Here is a 15,291-nt window from a genome sequence, read left to right as displayed (position 1 = left end):
GGAACCACGATGAAGGCTGCACTCTCGACCCAGCTGGGCCAACAACTTCACCTCACCCCGCAGTTGCTGCAGTCGATCCGGCTGCTGCAACTCGACGGCCTGCACCTGGAGCAGGAAATCCAGCGCCTGCTGGACTCCAATCCGCTGCTGGAGATCGAAGAGGCCGAGGCGCCGGCTGCCGACGCCACCGAAGCCAGCACCCCCACGATCGATACCGCCGCCTTTGACGAGCTGCCCGAGCCGTCGATGTGGGACGTGGCCGGTGCCAGCTGGCAGGACGGCGACGACGACCGCATGGCGCGCATCGCCGCCGGCGAGTCGACCGACCCGCAGCTGCGCGTGCTGCAGCGCCTGTCGCTGGACATGGATGATCGCCAGTTGGCGGTCGCCGCCTTCTGGCTGGACCAGTGCGATGAGGCAGGTTACCTGCAGGCGCCGCTGGCACAGCTGCAGCTGCTGGCCAGTGCCCAGTTCGACATCGCTGCCGACGGTGTGGAAGCCATCCGCCAGCAGCTGCTGCACGGCGAGCCCGCAGGCATGGCCGCCCAGGACCTGCGCGAAGGCCTGCAGGCGCAACTGCGCAGCCTGCACGGCGTCGTGCCGGCCCGCCACCTGGCCACCCGCATTCTCGATGGCGCGCTCGAAGCGCTGGCCGCGCACGACTACCCCGCCCTCGCCCGCCTGCACGATGCCGAGATCGACGACGTCCGCGAGGCTGTGCGCCTGATCCTCTCGCTGCAGCCGCGCCCGGGCGACAGCCTGCTGCCCGAACGCAACGCGGTGGTGGTGCCGGACGTCGTCGCCTGGCACGCCGACGGGCAGTGGAAGGTCGCCCTGAACCCGGCCACCAGCCGCCGCGTGTCGATCAACAGCCAGTACGAACAGGTGCTGGCCGAAACCAGCGACGCCGCCCCGGCGCTGCGCGAGATGCTGCAGGAGGCGCGCTGGTTCAGCCGCGGCCTGTCGATGCGCTACGACACCCTGCTGCGCACCGCGCGGGTGATCGTCGAGCGCCAGGCCGCCTTCCTGGTGCGGGGCGAAGAGGCCATGGCGCCGTTGACCCTGAAGGAAGTGGCCGAGGAAATCGGCATGCATGAGTCCACCGTCTCGCGCATCACCACCGGCAAGTTCCTGCAGACCCCGCGCGGCACCTTCGAGCTGAAGCACTTCTTCGCCGTGCGCCTGGAGGGCGCCAGCGTCTCCGGCCAGGCGGTGAAGGCCATGGTCCGCCGCCTGATCGACGCCGAACCGGCCGGCCGCCCGCTGGCCGACGAGGCCATTGCCGGCCTGCTGTCGCGCCAGGGGGTGAACATTGCCCGCCGAACCGTCGCAAAATACCGAGAACAACTGGATATCGCCCCGGCCCGCGAACGGCGCCGGCTCAGCGCCAGGCAACCCCAGCTGGCCCGGGTGGGCTGAAAAGGATGTTGGACATGAACAAGCTCACGGTCCTGCTGGTCGATGACCACGAGGGCTTCATCAACGCGGCGATGCGCCATTTCCGCAAGATCGACTGGCTGCAGATCGTCGGCAGCGCCGGCAACGGCCTGGAAGCGATCGAGCGCTCGGAAACGCTGCGCCCGCAGGTGGTGCTGATGGATCTGGCCATGCCGGAAATGGGGGGGCTGCAGGCCACCCGCCTGATCAAGTCGCAGGACGATGCGCCGTACATCGTGATCGCCAGCCACTTCGACGACGCCGAGCACCGCGAACACGCGCTGCGCGCCGGCGCCGATAACTTTGTCAGCAAGCTGTCCTACATCCAGGAAGTCATGCCGATCCTGGAAGGCCTCAGGGAGGAACAGTCGTGAGCGAATCGCGCATCCTGGTGCTGGACAACGACGCCGTGCGCGCGGAGCGCACCGTTGCCCTGCTGGAATTCATGGACTTCAACCCGCGCTGGGTGTCCGACGCAGCCGACTTCGACCTGGGCCGACAGCGCCAGAACGACTGGATGGCGGTGATCGTCGGCAGCCTGGACGACAGCCCCGCCAGCACCGCGCTGTATCACTGGCTTGGCGGCAGCAGCCTGCCGCCGCCGGTACTGCTGGCCGACGGTGATGCCGCTGCGTTCGCGCAGCAGCATGGCCTGCACGAAGCCAACATCTGGCCGCTGGAAACCCCGCTGCGCCATGCGCAGATGGAAGCGCTGCTGCGCCGCGCCAGCCTCAAGCGCCTGGATGCCGAGCACCAGGCCGGTGCCGCGCAGGAGCAGGGACCGACCGGCAACGGCCCGGCGGTCACCGCGCTGCGCACCATGATCGAACAGGTGGCCGCATTCGACACCACCGTGCTGGTGCTGGGCGAATCCGGCACCGGCAAGGAAGTGGTGTCGCGCGCGATCCACCAGCGTTCGCCGCGCCGTGATGGCCCGTTCGTGGCGATCAATTGCGGCGCCATTCCGCCTGACCTGCTGGAAAGCGAGCTGTTCGGCCACGAAAAGGGTGCCTTCACTGGCGCACTGACCGCGCGCAAGGGCCGTTTCGAAATGGCCGAAGGCGGCACCCTGCTGCTCGACGAGATCGGCGACATGAGCCTGCCGATGCAGGTGAAGCTGCTGCGCGTGCTGCAGGAACGCAGCTTCGAGCGCGTCGGTGGCAACCAGACCATCCGCTGCAACGTGCGCGTGGTGGCCGCGACCCACCGCGACCTGGAGACCCGCATCGCCGAGGGCAAGTTCCGCGAGGATCTGTTCTACCGCCTCAACGTGTTCCCGATCGAAGTGCCCGCGTTGCGCGAGCGCCGTGAGGACCTGCCGGCGCTGGTGGAAACCATCGCCGCGCAGCTGGCCCGCACCGGCCGTGGCGAAGTGCGCTTCACTCCCGAAGCGCTGCAGGCGCTGTCCAGCTACGAATGGCCGGGCAACGTGCGCGAGCTGACCAACCTGGTCGAGCGCCTGGCGGTGCTGCATCCGGGCGGTTCAGTACGCGTGCAGGACCTGCCGGCCCGCTACCGTGGCGATGCCGCACTGGCAGCGGTGGCTGCACCGGCACCGGCAGCTACGGTTGCCAACGAAGAACGACTGGACCTGCGCAGCTTCTCGTTCCACACGCCCGGCAGCGGCAACCAGCCGGCGCTGGAGCACGGCATCGCCGTCAATCGCCCGGCGGCACCGGCGGCACTGCCCGACGACGGCCTGGACCTGCGCAACCACATGGCCAACATCGAACTGGGCCTGATCAACGAAGCACTGGAACGCACCCAGGGCGTGGTTGCCCACGCCGCCCAGCTGCTCGGCCTGCGCCGCACCACCCTGGTGGAAAAGCTGCGCAAGTACGGCATCGAGCGCGAGCAGGCCGAGCTGGCCGGCTGAACCGCGGTATCAGCATGAAGGGGGCACGAACGCCTGGGCTTGCCCGGGCGTTGGTGTTTCTGGCGCCGCTGCACGACGTCAGTAGATCCACGCCATGCGTGGATAGAGACCGTGACCGCGCGCTGACAACGCCGCGCATTTGCACAAGTTCCTACAGACAACGTTGCCGCGTTCCGGAGGATGGAGTGAGACCTCCCAACGAGGCTCCACCATGCATCGCCTCACCCTGCTCGCCGCCCTGCTCTGCCCCGGCATTGCCGCCGCCACCGGCTGCGCCCTGCCCAATCCAGATGACTGAAAGCCACCCAGCCGGTCCCGCCCACTACACCCTTCTGCTGACCTGCCAGACAGACCGCCAGGGCCCTTTCATGTACACCCAGCACGACGGCCCCATCGCACCGCGCCAGCGCCAGAATTCCGGCCGCTGGACCCTGCAACCATAGGCCAGAAAACCGACGCCGGTTAAATGGCGCCACCAATGGGGTCAGCGCCCGTTGCGTTGCAACGGGATCCGACCTCGTGCCGACCAGGGGTCGGCACCCACCATCAGCAGCAGGTTCCAACAGATCGCGGCCAACTGTCTAAGGCGCGGTGGGTCCGGTTGCGGGGGCGTAAGCGCCATGGATGGCGCGACCGAGCCTCCATGGACGGATTTACGGCGTCCCCCGTAACCGGACCCACCCCGCCACCCCACGGATAGCCCGATTTTGACGTTGATGTTGACGTGCCGTCGGCGGGTGCAGGGCGCAGCCCTGCCAGCACCCCCAACCCTCACTTCACTGAATCGAAAACCGGTTTCGGCACGGCACTTGCACTGGCTACAGCAGACAACCCCATCCCTGTTTCTGGAACCGTTGCAGATGTCCCACTCCGTCACTTCGATCCTTTCGCAGATCCGCTCCTATCAGACCCAGATGGGACAGCCGGCGCTCAACCCGCTGGGCGAAACGCCTCGCAGCAATGCCCTGCCGGGCACGGTGCTGGATGCACCGCAGGCCCAGCCGGCCAGCTTCACCGAAACCCTGCGTGGTGCGATTGCCGGCGTCAACGATGCGCAACAGAAGTCCGGCGCCCTCGCCAAGGCCTTCGAAATGGGCGACCCCAGCGCCGACCTGGCCAAGGTGATGGTCGCCTCGCAGCAGTCCCAGATCGCCTTCCGCGCCACCGTGGAAGTCCGCAACCGTCTCGTCCAGGCTTACCAGGACGTGATGAACATGCCGCTGTAAGGAATAGAGACGCATGGCACTGACGCTCTCCAAGGACAGCCTGAACGCCGAAAAGGCCGGGCAATGGTTCGACCGCCTGCAGAGTCTGCAGATCACCCGTCGGCTGGGCCTGATGGCGATGATCGCGGTGGCGGTGGCGGCAGGCCTGTCCGTGTTCTTCTGGTCGCAGAAGCCGGGCATGGTCCCGCTGTACACCGGCCTGGACCAGAAGGCGACCGCTGAAGCGACCGACCTGCTGCGCGCCGCACAGATTCCGTTCGCACTCGACCCGGCCACGGGTGGCATCACCGTGCCGGAAAAGAACCTGCACGACGCGCGCCTGAAGCTGGCCGGCTCCGGCCTGACCGACAGCGGCAAGCTCGGCTTCGAGCTGATGGAGCGCGACCCGGGCTTCGGCGTCAGCCAGTTCGTGGAAAGCGCGCGCTACCAGCATGCGCTGGAAACCGAGCTGTCGCGCACCATCAACACGCTGCGCCCGGTGCGCGATTCGCGCGTGCACCTGGCCATTCCCAAGCCCAGCGCCTTCACCCGCCAGCGTGACGTGGCCAGCGCCTCGGTGACCCTGGAACTGCGTGGCGGCCAGCAGCTGGAACGCAGCCAGGTGGACGCCATCGTGCACATGGTCGCGGCCAGCATCCCGGATCTCGCCCCGGAACGGGTGACCGTGGTTGACCAAAGCGGGCGCATGCTCAGCGTCAGCGACCCGAACAGTGAGGCGGCGGTCAACGCTGCCCAGTTCGAACAGGTGCGCCGCCAGGAAACCTCGTTCAACCAGCGCATCCGCGAACTGCTGGAACCGATGACCGGCCCCGGCCGGGTCAACCCGGAAGTGAGCGTGGACATGGATTTCTCGGTGACCGAGGAAGCCCGTGAGCTCTACAACGGTGAACCGCAGAAGCTGCGCAGCGAGCAGATGAGCGAGAACACCACCAGCACCCCGGGCCCGCAGGGCGTGCCGGGTGCCACCAGCAACAGTCCGCCGGGCCAGCAGGCCGCGCCGGCCACCGCGCAGGCCCCGACCGAAAGCAGCAAGAACGCCACCCGCAACTACGAGCTGGACCGCACCCTGCAGCACACCCGCCAGCCGGCCGGCCGCATCAAGCGCGTGTCGGTGGCGGTACTGGTGGACAACGTGCCGCGCGCCGGTGCCAACGGCAAGGTCAGCCCGCAGCCGCTGTCGGCCGCGGAACTGACCCGCGTCGAGGCGCTGGTGAAGCAGGCCGTCGGCTTCAACGCCGAGCGTGGCGACACCGTGTCGGTGATGAATGCACCGTTCGTGCGTGACACCACGCCGGTCGAAGGGCCGGCCTGGTGGGAACTGCCATGGGTGCACGATGCCGGCCGCATGCTGCTCGGCGCGGTGGTGGTGCTGGCGTTGTTGTTCGGCGTACTGCGCCCGGCGCTGCGCGCGATCACCGGCCAGAACAGGAAGGACGACCCGCAGGCACTGGAGCCGCACACTGCGGACGTGCAGCTGGTGGATGACGATGGCATGCCGCTGCCGGCGCTGGGCGCCGACCGGGCGAGCCTGGCCGGGCCGGAGGCCCTGGCCCTGCCGGTGGATTCATATGAGGAACGACTGCGGATGGCGCGTGAAGCCGTAAAGACCGACTCCAAGCGCGTGGCCCAGGTGGTCAAGGGATGGGTGGCCAATGACTGAGGCACAACTGACCGGTGTACAGCGCGCGGCCGTGCTGCTGCTGTCCCTGGGTGAGCTGGACGCGGCCGAAGTGCTGCGCCACATGGAACCCAAGGAAGTGCAGAAGATTGGCATCGCCATGGCCACCATGACCGACATCACCCGCGAGCAGGTGGAACGGGTGATGGACCAGTTCGGCCAGGAGCTGGGCTCGAAGACCTCGCTGGGCGTGGGCTCGGACGACTACATCCGCAACATGCTGGTGCAGGCGCTGGGCAGCGAGAAGGCCGGCAACCTGATCGACCGCATCCTGCTGGGCCGCAACACCACCGGCCTGGACGCGCTGAAATGGATGGACCCGCGTGCGGTGGCCGACCTGGTGCGCAACGAGCACCCGCAGATCATCGCCATCGTGATGGCGCACCTGGAAACCGACCAGGCCGCCGACGCGTTGAAACTGCTGCCGGACCGTACCCGCGTGGACGTGCTGCTGCGCATCGCCACCCTCGACGGCATTCCGCCGAACGCACTCAATGAACTCAACGAGATCATGGAGCGCCAGTTCGCCGGCAACCAGAACCTGAAGTCGTCGAACATCGGTGGCGTGCAGTGCGCGGCCAACATCCTGAACTTCATGGACAGCGGCCAGGACCAGGCGATCCTGGGCGAGATCGCCCGCATCGATGCGCCGTTGAGCAACCGCATCCAGGACCTGATGTTCGTGTTCGACGATCTGGTCGACCTGGATGACCGCGAAATGCAGCTGGTGCTGCGCGAAGTGAGCGGCGAGCGCCTGGGCCTGGCCCTGCGCGGCGCCGACATCAAGGTGCGCGACAAGATCACCCGCAACATGTCGCAGCGCGCGGCCGAGATTCTGCTGGAAGACATGGAGGCCCGTGGACCGGTGCGCCTGTCCGACGTGGAAGGCGCCCAGCGCGAGATCCTGGCCATCGTCAAGCGCATGGCCGATGAAGGCACCGTCACCATCGGCGGCAGCGCGGAGGCCATGCTGTGAGCAACGTCGTGCGCTGGCTTGCCCCGGACCTGCTGGCCCAGCCCGAACCGGCGCTGGAGCAGGAGGATGCATTCGAACTCACCGAGCCGGACCCGGAGCATGAACCCGAGCCACCGCTGCAGCTGCCGACGCTGGAGGAAATCCAGGCAATACAGGACAGCGCCGAGAAGGAAGGCTTCCAGCACGGCCATGCCGAAGGCTACGGCCAGGGCCAGGCCGAAGTGCGTCGCCTCGCCGCGCAGATCGAAGGCATCCTCGACAACTTCAGCCGACCGCTGGTGCGGCTGGAGAATGAAGTGGTCGGCGCGCTCGGCGAACTGGCGGTACGCATCGCCGGTGCGCTGGTCGGCCGTGCCTACGAAGCTGAGCCGGCACTGCTGGCACAGCTGGTCGGTGAGGCGATCGACGCGGTGGGTGGCAGCACCCGCGAGGTCGAAGTGCGGCTGCACCCCGACGACATTGCCGCGCTCGCCCCGCTGTTGAGCCTGCCGCCACAGCAACGCCTGGTGCCGGACACCAGTCTCAGCCGCGGCGATCTTCGCGTGCACGCCGAAGCGGTGCGCATCGACGGCACCCTGGAAGCGCGCCTGCGCGGCGCGCTGGACGCGGTGATCCGCCAGACCGGAGCCAATACATGAATCCCGATCCGCAGCCGACGCCGCCACCGGCCGACTGGGCCATGGCCCGCAACCTGCGCCTGGCCCGTCGGCTCGACGGCCTGCGCGTGGATACCGCCCATGGCCGTGGCCTGATCCGCGAAGGCGTGCTGCGCCGCGCGGTCGGGCTTACCCTGGAAGCGGTCGGCTGCGAAGCGCCGCTGGGTGCCAGCTGCAAGGTGGAAGTGGTCGATGGTGGCTGGGTCGATGCCGAAGTGGTCGGCTTCGCCGGCGAGCGCACTTACCTGATGCCCAGTGCCGAGCTGCATGGCCTGTTGCCCAACGCCCGCGTGGTGCCGTCGGCGCGCCGCGGCGGCGTTGAAGTGGGCGAAGGGCTGCTCGGCCGCGTCATCGACAGCGACGGCGTGCCGCTGGACGGCAAGGGCCCGATCCGCGCCGAAGGCCACGTTGGCATGGCCGGCGTGTCGATCAACCCGCTGGCACGTGAACCGATCACCCAACCGCTGGACGTGGGCGTGCGCGCGATCAACGCGCTGCTGCCGATCGGCCGCGGCCAGCGTGTCGGCCTGTTCGCCGGCTCCGGCGTCGGCAAGTCGACGCTGCTGGGCATGATGACCCGCTACACCGCCGCCGATGTGATCGTGGTCGGCCTGATCGGTGAACGTGGCCGCGAAGTACGCGATTTCGTCGAGACCACGCTGGGCGAGGAAGGCCTGCGCCGCGCGGTGGTGGTGGCCAGCCCCGCCGACCGGCCACCGTTGGCACGCCTGCACGGCGCCTACCGCGCCACCGCCATCGCCGAGTGGTTCCGCGACCAGGGCCTGAACGTGCTGCTGCTGATGGACTCACTGACCCGCTTCGCCCAGGCGCAGCGCGAGATCGGCCTGTCGGTCGGCGAGCCGCCGACCACCCGCGGTTACCCACCGTCGGTGTTCGCCAAGCTGCCGGCACTGGTCGAACGCGCCGGCAACGGCGCCAAGGGACGTGGCTCGATCACCGCGTTCTACACGGTGCTGACCGAAGGCGATGATCCGCAGGATCCGATCGCCGACGCCGCGCGCGCGATCCTCGACGGCCACATCCTGCTCTCGCGGCGCGTGGCCGACAGCGGCTTGTACCCGGCCATCGACGTCGAATCGTCGGTCAGCCGCGTGGTCACGGAAATCGCCGATGAACCTTGGCGCCTTCGCATCCGCAAGTTGAAGCGACTGGTCTCGGCCTACTCGGCCAACCGTGACCTGATCGCCATCGGTGCCTACCAGCGCGGCAACGACGCGGCCACCGACGAAGCCCTGGAACGCTGGCCGGAAATCATGGAGTTCCTCGGCCAGGACGTTGCCAAGGCCGCAGATCTCCCGCACAGCCAGGCGGCGCTGCAGCGCCTGGTGGAACAAGAGAGTTAAGCCATGAACCAGTCCAAGCGCATCGATCCCCTGCTCAAGCGGGCCCAGGAACACGAGGACGCGGTCGCCCGCGACCTGGCCGAACGCCAGCGCGTGCTCGACACCCATCTATCGCGACTGGACGAACTGCGCCGTTATGCCGAGGAGTACGCCAACGCGCAGATGGCGGCGACCAGCCCGGCGCAGCTGCTCAACCGGCGTGCATTTCTCGACCGCCTCGACAGTGCGGTCGAGCAGCAGCAGGCCACGGTCAACGGCAACCGCGAGAAGGTGGAGGCCGAGCGCGCCCGCCTGATCCTGGCCAGCCGTGACAAGGCCGTGCTGGAACAGCTGGCGGCCAGCTACCGGGCGCAGGAGAAAGTGGTCACCGACCGCCGCGACCAGCGCGAGATGGACGACATCGGTGCGCGCCGTGCGCGTCTGGTGCAGGCCGAAGACCAGGATGGCACCGAGCAGGGAGGCCGCCCGTGATGCCCACCCCGCTCGCCAGCAGCGCCAACGCGCAGGCACAGACTGCCGGCGGCGCTGCAGCGCGCACGCCACGCAGCGAGGCCAGCAAGGATTTCAGCCAGCTGTTGCAGGGCGGCGCGCCGGACGCGCCCGCCGGCGCCGCCACGTCACCGCCCACCTCGGCACCGAAGCCGCAGACAAGCGCCGATGGAAATGGCCAGGCGCCGGAGGAACGCAGCATGGATGCGGCGGCGACGGGAAACGAGACGTCGCCCTTGCCGCCGCAAACTCCGCCTGCGGGTGATCGGGCGACGGACAAGGACACGCCGGTGGCGACCGAGGACGCGCCGTGGCCGCCGCTGGGCCTGGCCGGCCTGGTCCTGGCGATGCCGGCCACTGCTCCTGCTGCAACGGGTGCGGGCGCGGCGCCGCCGGCCACTGCCGGACCGGGACTGCCTGCCCCGACGCCGACCCGGGCGCCGGGCGCAGCCGTCGCATCCATAACTGACAGCACGCCGCCGGCCGCCAGCGCCGGCGATGCCACGACCCTGCCACTACCGGAGACGGTCCTGCCCGGCAGCAAGCATGGCGACCGCGACAGCAACGACGTGACCGCGATCGGCGACCGTAGCGCTGCCCCATTCCTGCACGCCCCGGCCCCGGCGGCCCTGCAGGACCTCAAGGCTGCGCTCGCCACCGGCACTGCGGTCTTCAACGGCGAACCGACGCCCCGGCCCGTGTTCGGCGACGATGGTTTCGACCAGGCCGTCGGCGCGCGCCTGGGCTGGCTGGCCGACCAGAAGATCGGTCACGCCCACATCCGCCTGAGCCCGGACGACATGGGCCCGGTCGACGTGCGCCTGCAGTTGAACGGCGACAAGGTGCATGCCAGCTTCAGCAGCCCGCACGTGGACGTTCGGCAAGCGCTGGAAAGCAGCCTGCCGCGCCTGCGCGAGCTGCTGGGCGAACAGGGCTTCCAGCTGGCCCACGCCGACGTCGGCCACCAGGCACCGGGCGGTGGCGGCAATGCGCCGGGCCAGCCCGGTGGCAGCGGCATCATCGGCGACGGAGAACCGACGCCGGGCGACGCCAGCGTGTCGTCGGCGCAGTTGATCCGCCAGCGCGGACTGCTGGACGCTTACGCCTGACAGGCGTGCCGACCAAGGTTGGCACCTACCGGCACAGGTTTCCGACGGAATTCCGTCGCGCCCGCTGCCCGGCCTTCGGCACACCCCTTGCATATCCCGGTGAAGCAACCCTCAGGAGCTTCACCCCGTGGCCGCAGCCGCTGACAAAACCAAGAAGACCGCCGAGAAGGACAAGGCCGCCAAGCCGCGCAGTCCGATCCTGATCACCGCACTGGTGGCCGTGCTGGCCGCCGCTGCCGCCGGTGGCGGCGTATGGTTCTTCACCCAGTCCAAGCACGAAGACAAGACTGCGCAGGCGCCGAAGAAGAGCGCCACCCCGGCCCCCGCGCAGTACTTCGCGCTGGACCCGGCGTTCGTGGTCAATCTCAATGGCCCGGTCGATGGTCCGCGCTACCTGCAGCTGGAAGTACAGCTGATGACCCGTGACCCGGCTGCGCTGGAAGCGATCAAGACCCATGCACCCGCCATCCGCGCACGCCTGCTGATGCTGTTCTCGCAGGTCAGCCCGGACCAGATCGCCGATGTCGCCGGCAAGCAGAAGCTGCAGGCTGCGTCGCTGGCCGAAGTGCAGAAAGTGCTCAAGGCCGAGACCGGCAGCAATGGTGCCGACGACCTGCTGTTCACCAGCTTCGTGACCCAGTAAGGGCCCACCGATGAATGATCTGTTGTCCCAGGACGAGATCGATGCCCTGCTCCACGGCGTGGACACTGGCGCGGTCGAAACCGATCCGGAACCGCCGTCAGGCGAAGCGCGCTCGTACGACTTCGCCAGCCAGGACCGCATCATCCGCGGTCGCATGCCGACCCTGGAAATGGTCCACGAGCGTTTCGCGCGCCTGTGGCGGATCGGCCTGTTCAACCTGATCCGCCGCTCGGCCGAGCTGTCGGTGCGCGGCATCGAACTGATCAAGTTCAACGACTACATGCACTCGCTGTATGTACCGACCAACCTGAACCTGATCCGCTTCAAGCCGCTGCGCGGCACCGGCCTGATCGTGTTCGAGCCGACCCTGGTGTTCGCCATCGTCGACAACTTCTTCGGTGGCGACGGGCGCTACCCGACCCGCATCGAAGGCCGCGAGTTCACCGCCACTGAAATGCGGGTGATCCACCTGCTGCTGAAGCAGACCTTCGCCGACCTGCGCGAGGCCTGGGCGCCGGTGATGGACGTGGACTTCGAGTACATCAACTCGGAGATCAACCCGCACTTCGCCAACATCGTGACGCCACGCGAATACGTGGTGGTGTGCCGCCTGCACGTCGAACTCGACGGCGGCGGCGGCGACATCCACGTGACCCTGCCGTACTCGATGCTGGAGCCGATCCGCGAACTGCTCGACGCCGGCATCCAGAGCGACCGCAACGATCGCGACGAAAGCTGGGGCCAGACCCTTCGCGAACAGCTCAACATCGCCGAGGTGACCCTGTCCAGCGTGCTGGCCAGCAAGCGCATGACCCTGCGCGACCTGACCCAGCTGAAGGTCGGCGACATCCTGCCGATCGAACTCAGCCCGCAGGTGCCGTTGTGCGTGGAGAACATCCCGGTGTTCACCGGCGAGTTCGGCATCGCCAACGGCATGAACGCCGTGAAGATCACCGCTACCCATCCGCCGGGCACCCGCCCGCGCGTACCCGTCATCCAGGAAGACCCGCAATGAACGATATCGACGCCCTCGAACCCACCCCAGCCCAGTTCAGCAGCCTGCAGGCCGATGAGGCGAACGGCCCGGACCTGAACCTGGACGTGATCCTGGACGTACCGGTGACCCTGTCGCTGGAAGTCGGTCGTGCCCGCCTGCCGATCCGCAACCTGCTGCAGCTCAACCAGGGCTCGGTGGTGGAACTGGAGCGCGGTGCCGGCGAATCGCTGGACGTGTTCGTCAACGGCACCCTGATCGCCCATGGCGAAGTGGTGGTGATCAATGACCGCTTCGGCGTGCGCCTGACCGACGTGGTCAGCCCGAGCGAGCGGATCCGGAGACTGCGTTGAGCCTGCTGGCCTCCACCCTGCTGGCGGTCGGCAAGACCGCCGCGCCCATCGGGCCCCAGGTCGGCCAGCATGCGGCCGCCGCACCCAGCCTGTTCGGCGCGGTGCTGGCGCTGCTGGCGGTACTGGCCCTGGTGATCGGCCTGGGCTGGCTGCTCAAGCGCATGCCCGGCAGCGGCTTCCGCCCGGCCGAAGGCATGAAGCTGGTGGCCAGCCTGAGCGTGGGCGCCAAGGAGCGCGTGGTGGTGGTCGAGGTCAATGGCCAGCAGCTGCTCTTGGGCGTCACCGCCGGCGGCATCAACACCCTGCACACCCTGCCCGAACCGCTGCCGCCGCCCGCGCCCGTGCGCGTGCCGGACTTCAAGAATCTTCCGAATTTCGCCCAGCTGCTGCAGCAGCGGCTGCGCAAGGACCCCTGACATGCGTGTCACCCGTACCCGTCTTGCCACCCTGATGCCGTGGCTGCTGATGCTCGTCCTGTGCCTGTTGCCGGCACTGGCCTTCGCTGCACCCGGCGCACCGACCACGCCACTGCCGGACATCAACGTCGGCAAGATCGGTGGTGCGCCGGTCAGCCTGCCGCTGCAGACCCTGCTGCTGATGACGGCGATCACCCTGATCCCGTCGATGTTGCTGGTGCTGACCTCGTTCACCCGCATCATCATCGTGCTGGGCCTGCTGCGCCAGGCGCTGGGTACCGGGCAGACCCCGTCCAACCAGGTGCTGCTGGGCCTGGCCCTCTTCCTCACCGCGATGGTGATGATGCCGACCTGGGACAAGGCCTGGAGCGCCGGCATGGCGCCCTACCTCAACGGCGACATCGACTTCCAGACCGCCTGGACGCTGACCACGCAGCCCCTGCGCGGGTTCATGCTGGCGCAGATCCGCGAGACCGACCTGATGACCTTCGCCGGCATCGCCGGGCATGGCACCTACGCCAGCCCCGACGCGATCCCGTTCCCGGTGCTGGTCGCCTCGTTCGTCACCAGCGAACTGAAGACCGCCTTCGAGATCGGCTTCCTGATCTTCATCCCGTTCGTGATCATCGATCTGGTTGTCGCCAGCGTGCTGATGTCGATGGGCATGATGATGCTCTCGCCGATGCTGGTGTCGGCACCGTTCAAGATCCTGCTGTTCGTGCTGGTGGATGGCTGGGTGCTGACCGTGGGTACGTTGGCAGCCAGCTTCAATCCGGCTTGATATCCCGCGCAAAGCGCAGTCGAGCATGGCTCGACTCTACAAGAACAGATGGACCCCCGAATGTCTCCCGAACTTGCCCTGACTGAACTGCGTGGCGGCCTGATCACCGTGTTGTGGGTGGCTGGCCCGCTGCTGCTCACCGTGCTGGTGGTGGGCGTGGTGGTGGGCGTGGTGCAGGCCGCGACCCAGCTCAACGAACCGACCATCGCCTTCGTTGCCAAGGCCGCGGCACTGACCGCGGTGCTGTTCGCGCTGGGCAGCCTGCTGATCGGCCACCTGGTTGAATTCACCACGCTGCTGTTCCAGCGCATTCCACACCTGATCGGCTAGGACACGCGCTTCGATGGACGCCGCCACCCAGATGGCTGCCGACGGCCTTCAGGCCTTCGGCATGATCGGCACCGTACTGTGGACCATGCTGCGCATCGGCGCTGTGGCCATGGCCATGCCGATGGTCGGGACCCGCGCCGTCCCGTCACGGGTGCGCGTGGTGCTGGCTGGCACCCTGGCCATCGCACTGGCCCCGCTGCTGCCCCCGGTGCCGGACTGGACCGGCTTCGACGCCGCCACGGTGCTGACCATCGCCCGCGAGCTGGCCATCGGCGTCTCCATCGGCTTCCTGCTGCGGCTGGTGTTCGAAGCCGGTGCGATGGCGGGCGAACTGATCGCGCAGGGCACCGGCCTGGCCTTCGCGCAGATGAGCGACCCGCTGCGCGGTGGTACCTCCGGCGTGATCGGACAGTGGTTCTATCTGCTGTTCGGGCTGCTGTTCTTCACCGCCAACGGCCACCTGGCGCTGATCTCGCTGCTGGTGGACAGCTATCGCGCGCTGCCGATTGGCGCCCCGCTGCCTGATCCCCATGCCTTCTTCAGCATCGCTCCGACCTTCCTGCTGACCGTGCTGCGCGGTGCGCTGACCCTGGCCATCCCGCTGACCGTGGCGATGCTGGCGGTGAACCTGGCCTTCGGTGTCCTGGCGCGAGCCGCCCCTGCGCTGAACCCGATCCAGCTGGGCCTGCCGGTCTCGTTGCTGCTGGGTCTGTTCCTGCTGGCGCTGCTGGCCGGGGAAATGGGCCCGCCGGTACAGCGCCTGTTCGATGCCGCCTTCCAGGCTGCGGACGCGGTCACACACTGACCTGATCATCACGTTTTACTGCTTGCCATGCCTTTGTTTCTGTAGAGCCGAGCCCATGCTCGGCTGTCTTCGGCAGGAGCGGCAGCCGAGCATGGGCTCGGCTCTACGGGGCGCAATTTCACGTTTTACTGCTTGCCCTTCCCCCGGGTCTGCGCGTT

At 68.1% G+C, this 15,291-nt stretch carries 17 protein-coding genes; all 17 read left to right on the top strand.

The genetic code is table 11. The annotated features are described in order from the left end of the window. The first annotated feature begins 9 nt into the window (after positions 1-9). Entirely contained in the window at positions 10-1,419 is a 1,410-nt protein-coding gene (gene rpoN, locus BN1263_RS05305; protein WP_058980030.1) for an RNA polymerase factor sigma-54, read from the top strand. A 14-nt stretch (positions 1,420-1,433) separates the two neighbouring features. Beyond that, the gene (locus BN1263_RS05300) at positions 1,434-1,811 is read left to right on the top strand and encodes a response regulator (RefSeq protein WP_005409556.1); all 378 of its coding nucleotides are present in this window, start codon (positions 1,434-1,436) and stop codon (positions 1,809-1,811) included. Continuing rightward, a complete protein-coding gene (locus BN1263_RS05295; protein WP_058980028.1) occupies positions 1,808-3,313 on the top strand; it encodes a sigma-54 dependent transcriptional regulator in 1,506 nt (501 codons plus the stop codon). The genes BN1263_RS05300 and BN1263_RS05295 overlap by 4 nt, the downstream gene beginning before the upstream one ends. An 860-nt stretch (positions 3,314-4,173) precedes the next feature. Then, entirely contained in the window at positions 4,174-4,539 is a 366-nt protein-coding gene (gene fliE / locus BN1263_RS05290) for a flagellar hook-basal body complex protein FliE (RefSeq protein ID WP_005409552.1), read from the top strand. A gap of 13 nt (positions 4,540-4,552) precedes the next feature. After that, positions 4,553-6,199, top strand: coding sequence for a flagellar basal-body MS-ring/collar protein FliF (gene fliF, locus BN1263_RS05285; protein ID WP_058980026.1), 1,647 nt, complete (start codon positions 4,553-4,555; stop codon positions 6,197-6,199). 7 nt (positions 6,200-6,206) lie between these two features. Further along, positions 6,207-7,193, top strand: coding sequence for a flagellar motor switch protein FliG (gene fliG, locus BN1263_RS05280; RefSeq protein WP_024958226.1), 987 nt, complete (start codon positions 6,207-6,209; stop codon positions 7,191-7,193). After that, positions 7,190-7,831: a FliH/SctL family protein gene (locus BN1263_RS05275; RefSeq protein ID WP_021203864.1), complete on the top strand. Its 642-nt coding sequence runs from the start codon at positions 7,190-7,192 to the stop codon at positions 7,829-7,831. The genes fliG and BN1263_RS05275 overlap by 4 nt, the downstream gene beginning before the upstream one ends. Next, positions 7,828-9,213: a FliI/YscN family ATPase gene (locus BN1263_RS05270; protein ID WP_005413257.1), complete on the top strand. Its 1,386-nt coding sequence runs from the start codon at positions 7,828-7,830 to the stop codon at positions 9,211-9,213. The genes BN1263_RS05275 and BN1263_RS05270 overlap by 4 nt, the downstream gene beginning before the upstream one ends. A gap of 3 nt (positions 9,214-9,216) precedes the next feature. Continuing rightward, a complete protein-coding gene (fliJ, locus tag BN1263_RS05265) occupies positions 9,217-9,684 on the top strand; it encodes a flagellar export protein FliJ (protein ID WP_021203862.1) in 468 nt (155 codons plus the stop codon). Then, the gene (locus BN1263_RS05260) at positions 9,684-10,811 is read left to right on the top strand and encodes a flagellar hook-length control protein FliK (RefSeq protein WP_058980024.1); all 1,128 of its coding nucleotides are present in this window, start codon (positions 9,684-9,686) and stop codon (positions 10,809-10,811) included. The genes fliJ and BN1263_RS05260 overlap by 1 nt, the downstream gene beginning before the upstream one ends. Before the next feature lie 127 nt (positions 10,812-10,938). Then, complete coding sequence (locus tag BN1263_RS05255) at positions 10,939-11,454, top strand: flagellar basal body-associated FliL family protein (protein ID WP_019659602.1); 516 nt, start codon at positions 10,939-10,941, stop codon at positions 11,452-11,454. 10 nt (positions 11,455-11,464) lie between these two features. Continuing rightward, positions 11,465-12,469: a flagellar motor switch protein FliM gene (fliM, locus tag BN1263_RS05250; RefSeq protein ID WP_021203860.1), complete on the top strand. Its 1,005-nt coding sequence runs from the start codon at positions 11,465-11,467 to the stop codon at positions 12,467-12,469. Further along, on the top strand, positions 12,466-12,801 hold the full coding sequence (gene fliN, locus BN1263_RS05245; RefSeq protein WP_005409543.1) for a flagellar motor switch protein FliN: 336 nt from the start codon (positions 12,466-12,468) through the stop codon (positions 12,799-12,801). The genes fliM and fliN overlap by 4 nt, the downstream gene beginning before the upstream one ends. Next, positions 12,798-13,217 (top strand): flagellar biosynthetic protein FliO, encoded by a 420-nt coding sequence (gene fliO / locus BN1263_RS05240; protein WP_014037105.1) that lies wholly within the window; start codon positions 12,798-12,800, stop codon positions 13,215-13,217. Before fliN ends, fliO begins: the two co-directional genes overlap by 4 nt. Before the next feature lies 1 nt (position 13,218). Beyond that, on the top strand, positions 13,219-13,998 hold the full coding sequence (gene fliP, locus BN1263_RS05235) for a flagellar type III secretion system pore protein FliP (protein ID WP_058980020.1): 780 nt from the start codon (positions 13,219-13,221) through the stop codon (positions 13,996-13,998). A 60-nt stretch (positions 13,999-14,058) separates the two neighbouring features. Beyond that, a complete protein-coding gene (locus BN1263_RS05230; RefSeq protein WP_005413254.1) occupies positions 14,059-14,328 on the top strand; it encodes a flagellar biosynthetic protein FliQ in 270 nt (89 codons plus the stop codon). A gap of 13 nt (positions 14,329-14,341) precedes the next feature. After that, positions 14,342-15,133 carry a flagellar biosynthetic protein FliR gene (gene fliR, locus BN1263_RS05225; RefSeq protein WP_049397365.1) on the top strand — a complete coding sequence of 264 codons (792 nt, stop codon included), beginning with the start codon at positions 14,342-14,344 and terminating at the stop codon, positions 15,131-15,133. The last annotated feature ends 158 nt before the right edge of the window (positions 15,134-15,291 follow it).

Source organism: Stenotrophomonas thermophila (genome assembly GCF_001499715.1).
Taxonomy (GTDB): Bacteria; Pseudomonadota; Gammaproteobacteria; order Xanthomonadales; family Xanthomonadaceae; genus Stenotrophomonas; species Stenotrophomonas hibiscicola.
This window is presented reverse-complemented; position numbering and strand designations above follow the sequence as displayed.

Excerpts from the sequence above, each read along its gene's own strand:
- fliM (WP_021203860.1), top strand. The coding sequence starts at position 11,465 with ATGAATGATCTGTTGTCCCAGGACGAGATCGATGCCCTGCTCCACGGC.
- fliE (WP_005409552.1), top strand. The coding sequence starts at position 4,174 with ATGTCCCACTCCGTCACTTCGATCCTTTCGCAGATCCGCTCCTATCAG.
- fliP (WP_058980020.1), top strand. The coding sequence starts at position 13,219 with ATGCGTGTCACCCGTACCCGTCTTGCCACCCTGATGCCGTGGCTGCTG.
- fliJ (WP_021203862.1), top strand. The coding sequence starts at position 9,217 with ATGAACCAGTCCAAGCGCATCGATCCCCTGCTCAAGCGGGCCCAGGAA.
- fliF (WP_058980026.1), top strand. The coding sequence starts at position 4,553 with ATGGCACTGACGCTCTCCAAGGACAGCCTGAACGCCGAAAAGGCCGGG.
- BN1263_RS05300 (WP_005409556.1), top strand. The coding sequence starts at position 1,434 with ATGAACAAGCTCACGGTCCTGCTGGTCGATGACCACGAGGGCTTCATC.
- rpoN (WP_058980030.1), top strand. The coding sequence starts at position 10 with ATGAAGGCTGCACTCTCGACCCAGCTGGGCCAACAACTTCACCTCACC.
- fliR (WP_049397365.1), top strand. The coding sequence starts at position 14,342 with ATGGACGCCGCCACCCAGATGGCTGCCGACGGCCTTCAGGCCTTCGGC.
- BN1263_RS05270 (WP_005413257.1), top strand. The coding sequence starts at position 7,828 with ATGAATCCCGATCCGCAGCCGACGCCGCCACCGGCCGACTGGGCCATG.
- BN1263_RS05260 (WP_058980024.1), top strand. The coding sequence starts at position 9,684 with ATGCCCACCCCGCTCGCCAGCAGCGCCAACGCGCAGGCACAGACTGCC.
- fliN (WP_005409543.1), top strand. The coding sequence starts at position 12,466 with ATGAACGATATCGACGCCCTCGAACCCACCCCAGCCCAGTTCAGCAGC.
- BN1263_RS05230 (WP_005413254.1), top strand. The coding sequence starts at position 14,059 with ATGTCTCCCGAACTTGCCCTGACTGAACTGCGTGGCGGCCTGATCACC.